Annotated in this window: 12 protein-coding genes and 1 pseudogene; 4 read left to right on the top strand and 9 right to left on the bottom strand. The window is 61.6% G+C overall.

Annotation, left to right across the window (positions count from 1 at the left end):
• Together R1A29_RS10170 and R1A29_RS10165 are read right to left on the bottom strand one after the other, a co-directional pair.
• A complete protein-coding gene (locus R1A29_RS10170; RefSeq protein WP_305837845.1) occupies positions 1-633 on the bottom strand; it encodes a Vgb family protein in 633 nt (210 codons plus the stop codon).
• Between the two features lie 31 nt (positions 634-664).
• Positions 665-1,885: a helix-turn-helix domain-containing protein gene (locus R1A29_RS10165; RefSeq protein ID WP_438301348.1), complete on the bottom strand. Its 1,221-nt coding sequence runs from the start codon at positions 1,883-1,885 to the stop codon at positions 665-667.
• Positions 1,886-2,337: 452 nt separating this feature from the next.
• On the opposite strand from R1A29_RS10165, the gene R1A29_RS10160 reads away from it, so the two are divergent.
• On the top strand, positions 2,338-2,766 hold the full coding sequence (locus R1A29_RS10160; RefSeq protein WP_438301347.1) for a nuclear transport factor 2 family protein: 429 nt from the start codon (positions 2,338-2,340) through the stop codon (positions 2,764-2,766).
• Between the two features lie 67 nt (positions 2,767-2,833).
• On the opposite strand, the gene mqo is transcribed toward R1A29_RS10160, so the two are convergent.
• From mqo to R1A29_RS10145, 3 genes and pseudogenes are all read right to left on the bottom strand, one after another.
• On the bottom strand, positions 2,834-4,483 hold the full coding sequence (mqo, locus tag R1A29_RS10155; protein WP_085708677.1) for a malate dehydrogenase (quinone): 1,650 nt from the start codon (positions 4,481-4,483) through the stop codon (positions 2,834-2,836).
• A gap of 470 nt (positions 4,484-4,953) precedes the next feature.
• Positions 4,954-5,679, bottom strand: a complete 726-nt coding sequence (locus R1A29_RS10150; protein WP_438302027.1) for a methyl-accepting chemotaxis protein — start codon at positions 5,677-5,679, stop codon at positions 4,954-4,956.
• Between the two features lie 129 nt (positions 5,680-5,808).
• A pseudogene (locus R1A29_RS10145) lies at positions 5,809-6,567 on the bottom strand (MCP four helix bundle domain-containing protein); the annotation flags it as partial.
• Positions 6,568-6,814: 247 nt separating this feature from the next.
• Between R1A29_RS10145 and R1A29_RS10140 the strand changes: the two are divergent.
• A complete protein-coding gene (locus R1A29_RS10140; RefSeq protein WP_114882220.1) occupies positions 6,815-7,129 on the top strand; it encodes a DUF2388 domain-containing protein in 315 nt (104 codons plus the stop codon).
• Between the two features lie 114 nt (positions 7,130-7,243).
• Positions 7,244-7,645 (top strand): hypothetical protein, encoded by a 402-nt coding sequence (locus tag R1A29_RS10135; RefSeq protein ID WP_248738921.1) that lies wholly within the window; start codon positions 7,244-7,246, stop codon positions 7,643-7,645.
• Here R1A29_RS10135 and ligD read toward each other — a convergent pair whose 3' ends face one another.
• Both ligD and R1A29_RS10125 read right to left on the bottom strand, forming a co-directional pair.
• On the bottom strand, positions 7,646-10,183 hold the full coding sequence (ligD, locus tag R1A29_RS10130) for a DNA ligase D (RefSeq protein ID WP_438301346.1): 2,538 nt from the start codon (positions 10,181-10,183) through the stop codon (positions 7,646-7,648). It lies immediately after the preceding gene.
• Positions 10,184-10,305: 122 nt separating this feature from the next.
• Positions 10,306-11,052, bottom strand: coding sequence for a tellurite resistance TerB family protein (locus tag R1A29_RS10125; protein WP_438301345.1), 747 nt, complete (start codon positions 11,050-11,052; stop codon positions 10,306-10,308).
• 259 nt (positions 11,053-11,311) lie between these two features.
• Between R1A29_RS10125 and pcsA the strand changes: the two genes are divergently transcribed.
• Complete coding sequence (gene pcsA, locus R1A29_RS10120) at positions 11,312-12,034, top strand: phosphatidylcholine synthase (protein ID WP_085733149.1); 723 nt, start codon at positions 11,312-11,314, stop codon at positions 12,032-12,034.
• A 45-nt stretch (positions 12,035-12,079) separates the two neighbouring features.
• Here the strand turns inward: pcsA and R1A29_RS10115 are convergent, their stop codons facing one another.
• On the bottom strand, positions 12,080-12,892 hold the full coding sequence (locus R1A29_RS10115) for a class I SAM-dependent methyltransferase (RefSeq protein WP_114882216.1): 813 nt from the start codon (positions 12,890-12,892) through the stop codon (positions 12,080-12,082).
• A 33-nt stretch (positions 12,893-12,925) separates the two neighbouring features.
• Positions 12,926-13,198: a DUF4242 domain-containing protein gene (locus tag R1A29_RS10110; protein ID WP_085708685.1), complete on the bottom strand. Its 273-nt coding sequence runs from the start codon at positions 13,196-13,198 to the stop codon at positions 12,926-12,928.
• Positions 13,199-13,341 lie beyond the last annotated feature (143 nt).

Raw genomic sequence — 13,341 nt, 5'->3', positions numbered from 1 at the left:
TCACTTCGGCCGGCGCACCGCCCGGACGCTGCTGGTGTCCCCGCCGCCACAGTAGAAACGTTCACCGCCATCGGCCTCCAGTCCAGAGACGCCGATGCCGCTGGGCAACGCGAGGCTTTCCAGCACCTCGCCGTTGCCCGGATCGACACGCCGGATCTCGCTTTCATCGCCCTCCCACGTCCCATGCCACAGCGCACCGTCAACCCAGGTCACGCCGGTGACAAAGCGGTTGGACTCCAGCGTGCGAAGAATCTTGCCGGTTTCCGGGTCGATCTGATGGATCTTGCGTTCGCGATACTGCCCGACCCACAACGTGCCCTCGGCCCAGGCCATGCCCGAATCGCCACCACCGCCGGGAGCCGCGATGGTATGGAGCACTTTGCCGGTGGCCGGATCGATCTTGTGAATACGGCGGTCGGCAATCTGATACAGATGCTTGCCGTCGAATGCGGTACCGCCATCCGCACCGACCTTGATAGTGCGCACGGTTTCACCGCTGGCCGGGTCCAGTGCATTGAGCTGGCCGTCGCTGGCGAACCAGACCTGCTGGCCGTCGAAGGTCACACCATGGACGCCGTGGATGCCTTCGAACGGGCCGTATTCACGAAGAATTTCTGCGTTTGCCTGTTTCATGCCGGTTGCCTCGTTGAGTGGTGAGTCCAGCCTAGCCATTGCCCAACGACACCGGGAGTAACAAGATCGTCGCGAAACCCGGCACCGGCGGGGTCAACCAGCGTCGCGCACGGCCGACACCGAATGCCTGGACCTTGCCTTGCGCGGCCAGGGTTTCCAGTGCCCGTTGTATCTGGCGCTGACTGCTGCCCAGCGCAAGCGCCAGTGCCGAACTCGACCATGCCTCACCGTCCGCAAGCAGGGCCAGCAGTGCTGCGTGCTTGTCTTCAAGGGGTAACGTCAGCAGCGCCACGTCTTGCGCGACCAGCGCATAGCCACGGGACGTCGCAGTGATTCCGGCCAACGGCTTCAGTGCGGCGCGCAGCCGGCCGATCTCGACCCGCAAACGGACGCGGTGGGATTCATCATCGAGTTTCAAACGAAAGGCCTTGGCGATCAGCGTCTCTCGCGGGACATCCCCCGGCCATGCTTCGGCGAGCAGTTGCAGCAGATTGAACAACACCGGTCGGGTTGCCAGCGCCACCGTCATGCCGGCACCGCGCACGCTGTAGCGACAGGCATCCACCACCAGCGTCGCAGACACAAACAAGGCTTCGACCTGTGCGAGTGTCACCGTTTTCACTTCACCGGCAATGCGCAATCGGGCGGCGGGAGCGTCGAGGGTTTGCCGGGCGTGTGCGATCTCCGCCAGCAGCGCCGGAATGTCGGCCAACTGCGCCGCCCGCTGCGCACGCTCCAGCGCCGATTGCGCCTTGTGCGCCTTGTGCGCCTGCACACGCCGCAGCGCGATCCCGGCTGACATCAGTTCATGGGCGGCGCGCAAGGCCGGGGGTAATGGTGCAGGGTCCTGTTCATCGAGCAGCGCGTCAGCCTCATTCAACTGCCCGATCAACAACAACCGACGAATCTGCAGATAGCGTGCGTGCGCCGCGTTGAGCCGGTCACCGTGATCCTGCAAGACCTGCCGCGCCGCCTCCAGCGCCTTCACCGGCCAGCCCAGATCCCGCGCCGCCAGCGCCACTTCGGCCTCGGCCACCACGCAGCGCGCCCGGGACAAGGGCTCGTTGGCACCGAACGCTTTCACTGCCCGTTGCAGCAATGCCTTGGCCCGCGCCATGTCGCCGAGCTGGGCCATGGCGATTCCGCGCAAGGCCAGGGCGGGAGGGTCTTCGCGCAGAGCCACAAAATTCAGCGCCGCCAACGGGTCACCCGCCGCCAGGGCGCGGCCGGCGGCGTTGATCAGCGAGTCCATGACACAGGCGCCACGGTGGGTACTCCAGTGAAGGGATACCCCGGTTTAGTCCAGATCCTGTACAGGCACCAGTCTCGGCCTGCGAAAAACAAACTGACTCGGGACGGCTCAGACCGGTGAAATCGTCGCCAGAACGCCGATCATGATGGTCAACACGAGAAAGCCGCCGAGGAAAAACGCCATCTTAGCCATGAAGGACTCCTGAATACTGAATGTCCGGCGCACCGGGTGCTTCGGAATGAAGCGCGTCGCGTATGGCCGAACGGCAAGGGTATTTTGGGCCTATGGCTGAGACGGTTACAGATGCAGATTCAACAGGAAAAAGCGGATCAGATGGATTCGGTCCGCGCATGTGTCGATATTCAGACCGGTACAGAAGGTTTCCATCGCGCCGCTTTGATCTAAAGTCATGGTCGCCGCGCCAAGAACAACAAAAATACAGGAGTGAAACCATGTCCGAACTGAACCTGCACCCCAAGGCCGCCGAATCCCTTAACCGCTGGCACGATATGATCCGCACCGGCAACCTGAAGGCCCTGCCCGACCTGCTCGATCCGCAAGCCGTGTTCCGCTCGCCGATGGCCCACACGCCTTACCCCGGCGCACCGGTGGTCTCGATGATCCTCAACACCGTGTTCAACGTATTCGAAGACTTCAAATACCACCGTGAACTGGCGACAGCAGATGGCTTGAACGTGGTGCTGGAATTCAGCGCAAAGGTCGGGGCGAAAGAGCTGAAAGGCATCGACATGATCCGCTTCGATGAACAGGGGAAGATTGTTGAATTCGAGGTGATGGTGCGGCCGTTGAGCGGGTTGCAGGCGTTGGGCGAAGAGATGGGGCGGCGGTTGGGGGCGTACCTGGCCAACGCCAAAGCCTGAAATCCGAGTACAAAAAAGCCCACTGACCGTCACCGGTTCAGTGGGCTTTATGTGTCAGGCGTCTGAATTACAGAGCCATGTCACGTGCAGCGCTTTCTTTCGGAGCCTGTGGCTTTTCAGCCGAAGCAGGTGCCGCCGCAGGTGCAGCCTGGCCAATCGCCGGAGGCGTTGGCAGTTGCAGGATCTTGGCGGTGTAGGCCCACTCTTCGGCCACTTTGGCCGGATCGTTGTTCAGCTGGGTGCCGTAGCTTGGAACGATCTGGTGCAGCTTGGCTTGCCACTCAGGGGTAGCGACCTTGTCCTTGAAGACTTTCTGCAGCACGCTCAGCATGATCGGTGCAGCGGTCGATGCGCCTGGGGATGCGCCCAACAGACCGGCGATGGAGCCGTCTTTCGAAGCCACGATTTCGGTGCCCAGTTTCAGCACGCCACCAGCGGCTTCATCACGCTTGATGATCTGCACGCGCTGGCCGGCTTGCCACAGGCGCCAGTCTTCGGCTTTCGCGTTCGGGAAGTACTCCTTCAGCGCGTTCATGCGGTCTTCATCCGACAGCATCAGTTGACCAGCCAGGTACTCGACCAGCGGGTATTCCTTGATGCCGACCTTGGTCATAGGCCAGATGTTGTGGGTGGTGGTGCTGGTCAGCAGGTCCAGGTACGAGCCTTCTTTCAGGAACTTGGTGCTGAAGGTTGCGAACGGGCCAAACAGGATGACGCGCTTGCCGTCCAGGACACGGGTGTCCAGGTGTGGAACGGACATCGGAGGCGCGCCAACCGACGCTTTACCGTAGGCCTTGGCCAGGTGCTGCTCGGCGATGGCCGGGTTATCGGTCACCAGGAACGAGCCGCCTACCGGGAAGCCGGCGTATTCCTTGGCTTCTTCGATACCGGACTTCTGCAGCAGGTGCAGGGCACCGCCGCCGGCGCCGATGAACACGAACTTGGCGTCGGTTTCAGTCTTGGTGCCGTCTTTCAGGTTCTTGTAGCTGACGCGCCAGGTGCCGTCGGCGTTCTTGGTGATGTCCTGTACTTCGCTCGACAGTTTCAGATCGAAGTTAGGCTTGGTCTGCAGGTAACCGGCGAACTGACGGGTGATTTCGCCGAAGTTCATGTCGGTACCCAGCGGGCTCCAGGTGGCCGCGATTTTCTGGTTCGGGTCACGCCCTTCCATCATCAGCGGGACCCACTTCTTGATCACAGCCGGGTCTTCGGAGTACTGCATGCCGGCGAACAGCGGGCTCGCCTGCAGGGCTTCGTAGCGCTTTTTCAGGAACTTGATGTTGTCATCGCCCCACACGAAGCTCATGTGCGGAGTGGTGTTGATGAACGAGCGAGGGTTCTTCAGAACGCCTTGCTGAACCTGCCAGGCCCAGAACTGACGGGAAACCTGGAACGCTTCGTTGATCTCGACGGCTTTCGGGATCGTTACGTTGCCTTTGTCATCTTCCGGGGTGTAGTTCAGCTCGGCCAGGGCGGAGTGACCGGTACCGGCGTTGTTCCAGCCGTTGGAGCTTTCCAGGGCGACGCCGTCGAGGCGCTCGACCATTTCCATCGACCAGCTCGGTTCCAGCTCATTGATCCACACACCCAGGGTGGTGCTCATGATGCCGCCGCCGATCAGCAGGACGTCGACTTTCTTTGCTTCTGCGGCATTGGCGGACGACATCCCCATCGCCAAAGCCAGCCCCAGCAAGGCTGTGTTCACTTTTTTAAACATCTGTTGCACCTATGATAAAACGCCTTCCGCCCGCCGCTGTTGTGCGTATGCGTTCCCCTTTTTTCGCGACACTCAGGCCAGCGTCGCGGGTTCCGGCACACTTCAATTTTGACGGGTGGGCACACAAGGCCGACAGGCTGCATCGACCTCAGTTATATGTCCCTTCTGAACTGACTTTTTATCATTATTGGCTTCAGCTACTTGAGCGACAGGGGTTCGGTCGGCTCGCCAAAAAGCGCGCCAGACTGAATTAGGTCAAACCAAGTGGCGCGAAGAATATCACGTCAGGGCAAACCCGCGCGTCTGTTCGCGACTTGATGGTCTTTATCCGCCTGATAACTTATCGGCGGCCAATCGCCGAACATGACCCCCTCAGCGCCTCTGGCTGAAGCCTTTCAGCGATTTGACAGTCCTTTCCCCGCTCGCCTGCGGCCTTGCAGTTGTTACAAATGAGGTTGACGGCACCCGGCTCACAGCCTGAATCGATCCACCGACTGCGCCAGCCGCCCCGCCAGATTCGACAACTCGTCCGTCGTATTCGCCGTCTCGCCGATCACCTTGCTGTTGCCTTCCGACATGCCGGCGATCATTTCCACCTGGTGGGCGATTTCGTTACTGGCCTGGCTCTGTTCGCCAATAGTGCGGGTGATGTCGTTGACCAGTTGCGTGGTGTTCAACGTGGCGTCGAGGATTTCGCGAATGGCGCGTTCGACATCGGCGGTGACGGCCATGCCTTTATCGACCTGGGCCACGCCCGCCTCCATGCTGCTGACCGCCTCGCGGGTGCTGTTCTGGATGCGCGCGACCATCGCGGCGATTTCCTGGGTCGAGGCGCTGGTGCGGGCAGCCAGGCTGCGTACTTCATCAGCGACTACGGCAAACCCTCTGCCCTGCTCACCGGCCCGGGCCGCTTCGATGGCCGCATTGAGCGCCAGCAGATTGGTCTGGTCGGCGATGCTCTTGATCACCTGGATGATATTGAAGATGCCTTCGGACTCATGGTCCAGGGTGCGGATCACCTGTGCCGACTGCTGGGCGGAGCGGGCGATGTCGTCCATGTCGCTGACCACTTGATGAATCACCTGCCCGCCGTTTTTCGCCAGTGACTCGGCCTGACTGGCCATGTTCAGCGCCCGTTCGGCGTGGCGGGTGATTTCCTCGATGCTGGCGGTCATCTGGCTCGCGGCAGCGGCCATGGTGCCGGCAGCGGTGCTTTGTTGCTGGCTGCTGTCGGCCACCCGATGGCAACCATGGCTCAGTTGTTCGCTCATGCCGCTGACACCATGTGCATTGCGTCGCACCACGTCGATCATGTCCCGCAGGTCTCGCTGCATGGTTGCCAGTGTGCGGATCAGCGTGCTGGCTTCGTCCTTGCCGGAAGGCTCGGCGATCGGTTCGCTGAGGTTGCCATGAGCGATGCTTTCAGCGATGCGGCTGGCGGTTTTCAGCGGGCCGGTGATGCTTAGGATTACCCAGCGTCCCTGCACCAACAGCAGCAACAGACTGGCGATCAGCACGATGCCGAGGGCGATGTTGGCGTTGCGGATCGCCGTTTCGGTGCCCTGGCTGGTCTGTCGGGTGTTGGTTTCGATCAGCTCGCTCAGAGACGCCATCTGCTCTTCGAGCTGGCTGAACGCTGCGCTGAAGGTGCCGAGCTCCTGTTGCGCCGTGTCGGGATTGTCCAGCGCCAGCCCGACAATCCGCTCGCCCGCGTTGATGTAAGTGTCGAGGCTTGGTTTGATCTGCTCCAGCACAGCCCGGATCGTGGCGTCGAGAGGCAGTTTCAGGTTCTCGCCCAGCACCTCGCGAAAATGCCCGGCGTGCTCTTCAACCGAACTACGCACTTCAGCTGCCGTGCCGGTGCTTTTGCCCAGCCCCACCAGCATCGCCGAATAGACATCGGCGCGCAGGGCGTCGTGCATCATGTCGGCTTCCATGTGATTGCGCAGCGCGCTCATGCTGACGGCGTTGGCACTGACTGCCGAAGCCATGCGCTGATTACCGACATAACTGACCAGGCTCACGATCAGCGCCGTCAGCAGGCTGGTCGCAATCAGCAGCACCAAACGCAGTTTGATCGACACGGTAATTTCCTCCCTGGTCGCGCCGCACAGCGCTTTCAACGCTTCAGTTAAGCCTATTTCCGCGAACCCGCCGGGTTAGAGCGTCTCAAGGTATGTCGTCACATCCGGTAAAAAAGAATTCTGTGCGGCAGTTATCGGTTTGCAGCCCCGAGAACTTGTTCCGGCGCATGGAACTCCCGAGCCACGCCGCACCTCTCACATTATGTGGTACTTCCTTTTCGCTTTACGCTGCTGGAGGAACACCGTCATGCGTCGTTTATTACTCGTTTCGTCTCTTGTGCTCTGCCTGCCTTTTGGCTCGGCCTTCGCCCGCGTGGATGCGGGGGATGTCGCCACTTCGGCCGGTGTTTCCGCATCGCTGTATTCCACCTTCAAGGATCACAAAATGGTGATTCCGGCCCGTGACGACCTGTCCGCATTCGTCGCCAGCGGCGGAGCCATCCGTGGCGCGTATCTGGAATCGGCGCTGCAACAGGTTCGTCAGGAAAACCCGGGCTTGAACGCCAGCGATGAAGAGCTGGCCAATGCGATCCTGGTCCACTACGAAGGCCTGTCGCAATAACAGCCGCACGCTCGACGACGGTGGCTGACGGATTTGCCACCTCTGCGTTCTGCCGATGGACGGCAGCCGGGCGACCATGGGCAAAACCGTCGAACGGCCTCTATGATGGAGGCCATGACGATTGCCGCCCCGCTTCGCTCCCCCTGCCCGCCCGGCGCCTGCATCTGCGGGCGCGATCCGTTGCTGGAAATGCCCGGTGCGGATTTGCGCATTCTCTTGCTCACGCGGCAGGAGGAAAAGCGCCTGCTCGAACGCCTGGAAAACCTGCAAAGCCTGGCTGACCTCGAACGCCTGCAACAGCGGATGTTCGAGCAGTTGGGGATTCGCATGGCCATCGCCCCGGGCTTCAACGAAGTGCGGACCATGCGCGGCATCGCCATCGAAATCGACGAACTGCCGGGGATGTGTCGCAAGACTCGTCAGGCGATCCCGGCCGCCATTCGCCGCGGGCTGGAAAAACACCCCGAGATCGCCTTCGAACTGCTCAACGCCCACGACTTGCTGCGCGACGCCTGATCACCTTTTCAATCCGACCCGTTTGCGCATTTCGGCGGTAATGCTCTGGCGGGTTTTCTTCATGTCCGCCCAGGGTTCATCGCCGACATCCGCCAATCGTTCGTGGACGTTATGAATATTCCACTGATTGCCGCCCTTGATCGCCTTCACTTCATCGGCAAACAGCGGCACCGACACCGGCAGCCCGTCGCGGGTCCGCGCGGCGTAGGCACAAATGGTCGTGGCGCCCAGGCCGTTGCGCAGGTAATCGATGAAGATCCGCCCCACGCGGTTCTTCGGTCCGGACACTGCGGAAAACCGCTCCGGCAACTGTTTGGCCATGTGACTGACGATCGCATGGCTGAAATCCTTGACCTCATCCCAACCGTGCTTGCGAATCAGCGGCACCACCAGATGAATGCCCTTGCCGCCGCTGGTCTTGAGGAATGCCCGCAAACCCAGTTCATCCAGCACGCTCAGGGTCAGGGCGGTGGCTTCGACCATGCTTTTCCAGGGCAGCGCCGGATCCGGGTCGAGGTCGAGAACGAAGCGGTCGGGTTTTTCCAGATCCACCGTGGTGGCGTTCCAGGTGTGCAGCTCGACGGTGCTCATCTGCACCGCGCCGATCAGAGACTCGGCGTTGTTGATCAGCATCATCGGTTGGCCGGTCAGTTCCTTGTCCAGCGTGCGGATGCCGGGGATCGCCAGGTGTTCGGCGTTTTTTTGAAAGAACAGTTCGCCAGCGATGCCGTCCGGTGCCCGCACCAGCGCCACGGGGCGATCCTTGAGCTGCGGCAGGATCCATTCGGCGACGCTGGCGTAATACTCGGCCAGTTGCATCTTGGTGGTGCCGCTACTGGCGTCGATGACCCGGTCGGGATGAGTGATGCGCACCTTGCCGTCGGCCAGGCCGGCTTGGGACGGCGCGGTAGCTTGAGCCTTTGAGGTCTTCATGGGTTTGGCGCGCTCCTCGGTGATGTCCTTGGCCGGTTTGTCCTCGCGCAAACCATGGAATACGGCATGGCGAACCGAACCCTCGCGAGTCATTTCGGCGAACGCCACCTCGGCCAGCAAACTCGGTTTAAGCCAGTGCACACCCTTGGCCTCGAAACCACTGGGCGGGTTGGCCAACGCAGACTTTTTCGCCCGCAACGGTTTGAGCCGGGCAAGCACTGTTTTCAGGGTGGCCTCGTTGAAGCCCGTTCCGACCTTGCCGGCATAACGCAATTCACCGCTGTCGCGATCGTGCAGACCCAGCAACAAAGCACCGAAGGCACTGCGTGATCCCTTCGGATCGGTGTAACCAACGATCACGAATTCCTGGCGATGTTTGCACTTGAGCTTGATCCAGTCGCTGCTGCGCCGCGACACATAGGGCGAGCCAAGACGTTTGCCGATCAAGCCTTCCATCTGCATCTGGCAGGCGCTGTTGAGCAAGGCCTCTGGGGTTTCGTCGAACGCTTCGGAGAAGCGCAGCAACGGACTCTTGTGTGCCTTCAATATCGTGGCCAGCGCCGCGCGCCGCTCTTCCACCGGGACTTCGCGCAGGTCGACACCGTTGAGGTAAGGCAGATCGAACAGGTAATAAAGAATGTCGCTGCTGCGGCTGTCGTCGAAGGCGTTCTGCAGCGCCTGAAAGTCCGGAATGCCGTTTTCGTTGGCGACCACCATTTCACCGTCAAGCCACGCCGACTCCAGCCCCAGCGCTGCGAGTGCCTGGGCCTGCTCGGGCAGTTTGTGGGTCCAGTCATGGCCGTTACGGGTGAACAACTGCACGTCGTCATGATCGATGCGCGCCATGATCCGGTAGCCATCGAATTTGATTTCGTAGCTCCAGTCACCGGTCGGAGCACTGTCCACCAACGTGGCCAATTGCGGTTTCAACTGTGCGGGGATTCGCGCCTTGTGCGCACCGACAAGCTTGCCCGAGGCGGGTTTGCGCGCTGGCTGTTTCAGCGGTTTGACTTGCCGGGCGTCGAGCTTCGGTTTGTCGACGAGGGTGCGTTCGCTGAGCACGCTGTCCGGCTCGGCGACCAGCACGTCATAATCGCTTTGCGGCCGGGCGGCGCTGTCCTGGTGCTTGATCAGAAACCATTGTTCCTGCTTGCCCGGCATGTGGGTGCGCACCAGATTCCACACACCGCCGAGCTTCTCGCCCTGCAGCTCGAACTTGAGCTTGCCTTTGGCGTAGGCCTTCTGCGGATCCTCCAGCGGAATCCACACACCGCGATCCCAAACGATCACGTCTCCGGCACCGTAATGCCCCTCGGGGATGCGGCCTTCGAAGGTGGCGTAATTCAGCGGGTGGTCTTCGACATGCACCGCCAGGCGCTTGACCTTGGGATCCAGCGACGGCCCCTTGGGCACCGCCCAGCTCTTGAGCGCGCCGTCCAGTTCCAGGCGAAAGTCATAATGCAGGTGCGAGGCGTCATGCTTCTGAATGCAGAACTGCAGCGCGTGATCGGTGCCAGCCTTTTTGCCCCGGCGCTTGACCGCTGCCGGTTCCGAGGTCGCCGAGAAGTCGCGCATGCGGTTGTAGTCGTCGAGGTTCCTGTTCATGGCGGCTCCGGCTGCAGTCTGGTGCTGTTATGCAGAAGAGCGACGCCTGCCCGGAAAAATTCAATCGACGTAAAAAAGCCCCGGACGGATGGAAACGTCCGGGGCCCGGGTGTTGAGGTGTTTCAGGCGGTGCCTTTGGCCTGCTGCTCCAGATGCACCTGCAACTCGGGATCGATCTGCAAGGCCGCCGCCAGTTCATCCAGGTAATTGCGCTCGGCGTCCTGCTGGTCATCCACCAGCATCACGCTGGCGATATACATTTCGGCGGCCACCGCCGGATCGTTGTTCGCCGCTTGCGCGACTTCGCGGGCATCGAGGGGTTTGGCGACTTCGGCGTCCAGCCATTGCTGCAGGTTGGGGTCATCAGTGTGGCGGCCGATTTCGCTGCCGATCAGCTGTTTCTCCGACTCGTCGATCCGCCCGTCGGCCTTGGCCGCCGCGATCAGTGCGCGCAATACCGCGTGGCTGTGCTCCTCGACTTGCGGGCCGGCCAGCAGGTCCGCGGTCTGCGGTGTCTGCTGCGGTGCGGCCGACGCCTGACTGCGTTGCCAGGCCTGATAGGCCTGATAGGCCATCATGCCCAGCGAGGCGAGGGCCGCGTAGTTGGTGCCGCCGGAACGACTTTGCGTCCCACCGCCCAGCGCTCCGCCACCCAAACCGCCGCCACCGAGCAATCCGCCAAGCAGCCCGCCCAGGCCACCGAGTCCGCCGGCAGGCGCACCGCCACCGCTGGTGCCACCGCCACCGAGCAGGCCACCCAGCAAACCGCCGAGCCCGCCCAGGCCATCGCCGGCCGAGGCGCCACTTTGTTGTTGTCCCGCCGAGGCCTGGCCTCGCAGCAGTTGTTCGAGCAGATCACTGGTGTTCATGACGTCATCCTCAGGCAAAAGCGTAACGGCGTCAGGCAACGATAGACCTGCGCACGGGTTGCGCCAGCACCGTTTGGCTGACGCTGCTGCGGTGAAGCGATATCGGCGTCGAAAAATTTTCCCGGCCAGCTAAGATTCATGAAGGATGAACCTTATCCCGGCCCGACCGGTCGATAGCTGCAAACCCGACCCGGTTGGCCGCCACCCTTGTTGCTCAAGTGTGATTCCCGGCTTGCTTCACTTTCTGGAGAACGCCCCTGTGATATCGACCGTCCACATTGCCAGGCTCAAGGCCTGGGGCGCCCATGGTTTCACCGCGACCGGCGTGGTCACCGCCTTCCTCGCCACCCTCGCCCTGCTGGAAAACCAGCCGACCCATTGCCTGATGTGGCTGGGCGTCGCGCTGATCGTCGACGGCCTCGACGGAGCGCTGGCGCGCAAGGTCAACGTGCAGTCAGTGCTGCCGAGTTTCGACGGATCGATCCTCGATCTGGTGATCGATTACCTGACCTACGTGTTCATTCCGGCGCTGTTCATCTATCGCTACATTCCCCTGCCCGACTACACCCTGTTGCTGACGGTGTCGCTGATTCTGGTGTCGTCGCTGTTCTGCTTCTGCAACGTCAACATGAAGAGCAAGGACAACTACTTCGTCGGTTTCCCCGCCGCGTGGAACGTGGTCGCGCTGTGCCTGTACATCATCGCTCCGGGGCCGTGGATCACCTTCCTGACCGTGATCGGTCTGGCGCTGCTGACCATCACCCGGATGAAATTCCTGCACCCGTTCCGCGTGCGCCGGTTCATGCCGATCAATATTGCGGTGACGGCGATCTGGCTGTTGTGCAGCCTGTCGCTGGTGCTCAACCACCCGGTCATCAACCCGCTGGTGATGGGTTTGTGGTTGCTGGCATCGGCGTATTTCCTCGGCATCTGCATCTGGCGCACGGCGCTGGAGTGGTTTGATGCTTCGCACTTGAAATAGAAATCCCGTGGGAGCGAGCTGGCTCGCTCCCACATGGGTTTGCGCTCAACGCTTGGTTATGACCACCTCCAGATACTCACTCGGCACCACCATCGATTCCGGCCCCGCACGATTCAGCCCGTCGATCAGTTGCGTCAGATCCCCTTCCAGTGCCTGCCCGCTCTCTGGCGGCAGCGCCGCGAACGCCTTGTGCACCGGCCCGTACCAGTGGCGGAAGATGTCGATGAAGTGTGCCGCCGAGCGATAACGGAAATTGAAGTGGCGGCGAGTCACTTGCATCAGGAACTGGCGCTCATCGAAGTGTGAATGCAGCCAGGCTTCCGCCCCCCAGTTCGACGGCGGTTGCGCGCCGGCCGGCGGTGGCAGGTGACGGCCAAGGGTCTTGAACATCTGGCCAACGAAGCCTTCCGGTGTCCAGTTGGCCAGGCCGATCCGGCCGCCACGGCGACAGACCCGGGCCAGTTCCTGCGCAGCCTTGGCCTGATCCGGGGCGAACATCACCCCGAAGGTCGACAGCACCGCATCAAAACTGGCGTCGGCAAACGGCAGCGCTTCGGCATCGGCCACCTGAAAGGTCACATCCAGATGTTCGGCCCGCGCCCGGTCCTGGCCGCGCTCCAGCAGCGCCGCGACATAATCGGTGGACAACACCCGACAACCCCGACGCGCCGCCGCCAGCGTGGCATTGCCATTGCCGGCGGCGACGTCCAGCACTTCTTCATCGCAGCGCAAATCACAGGCTTCGGCGAGATTCTCACCGACGATCTGCAAGGTGGTGCCGATCACGGCATAGTCGCCACTGGCCCATGCGACTTTCTGGCGTTCCTTGAGGGCATTGAGATCGATGGGGGTGCTCATCAACAGGTGCTCCAAGACAGGCTGGATCGGGCTTTACTCGGCGGTGGTCGGGTCGATGACACTCATCACCCGAGACACGCTGTTGGCCGGGAATCCACCCAGCCGCGCATGCTCGCGCACCAGCTCCTCATCAGGGGCGATGTACACGCAGTAGATCTTGTCGGCGGTGACGTAACTCTGCAGCCACTGCACCTGTGGCCCGAGTTCACGCAACACCTGACAGGACGTTTGCGATACCGCCTTGAGTTCTTGCTCCGACAGGTTTCCGGCCCCTGGAATCTCGCGTTCAATCACGAATTTCGGCATGGCAACCTCACTTTCTTTTTATCAGTGACAGGGCGGATACAGCCCTGCTCTTTCACTATCGTCCCGAGACTGTGCGCCGTCCTTGCCAATCGTCTGGAGAGCCCCGTAAACCGGGACTTCGCCGATGAGTGGCGGGATTTTGT

The organism is Pseudomonas sp. NMS19W, assembly GCF_051554255.1.
In the GTDB taxonomy this organism is placed as follows: Bacteria; Pseudomonadota; Gammaproteobacteria; order Pseudomonadales; family Pseudomonadaceae; genus Aquipseudomonas; species Aquipseudomonas kribbensis.
Note: the sequence above shows the minus strand (reverse complement) of the source record. Positions and strands in the feature narration are given on the sequence as shown.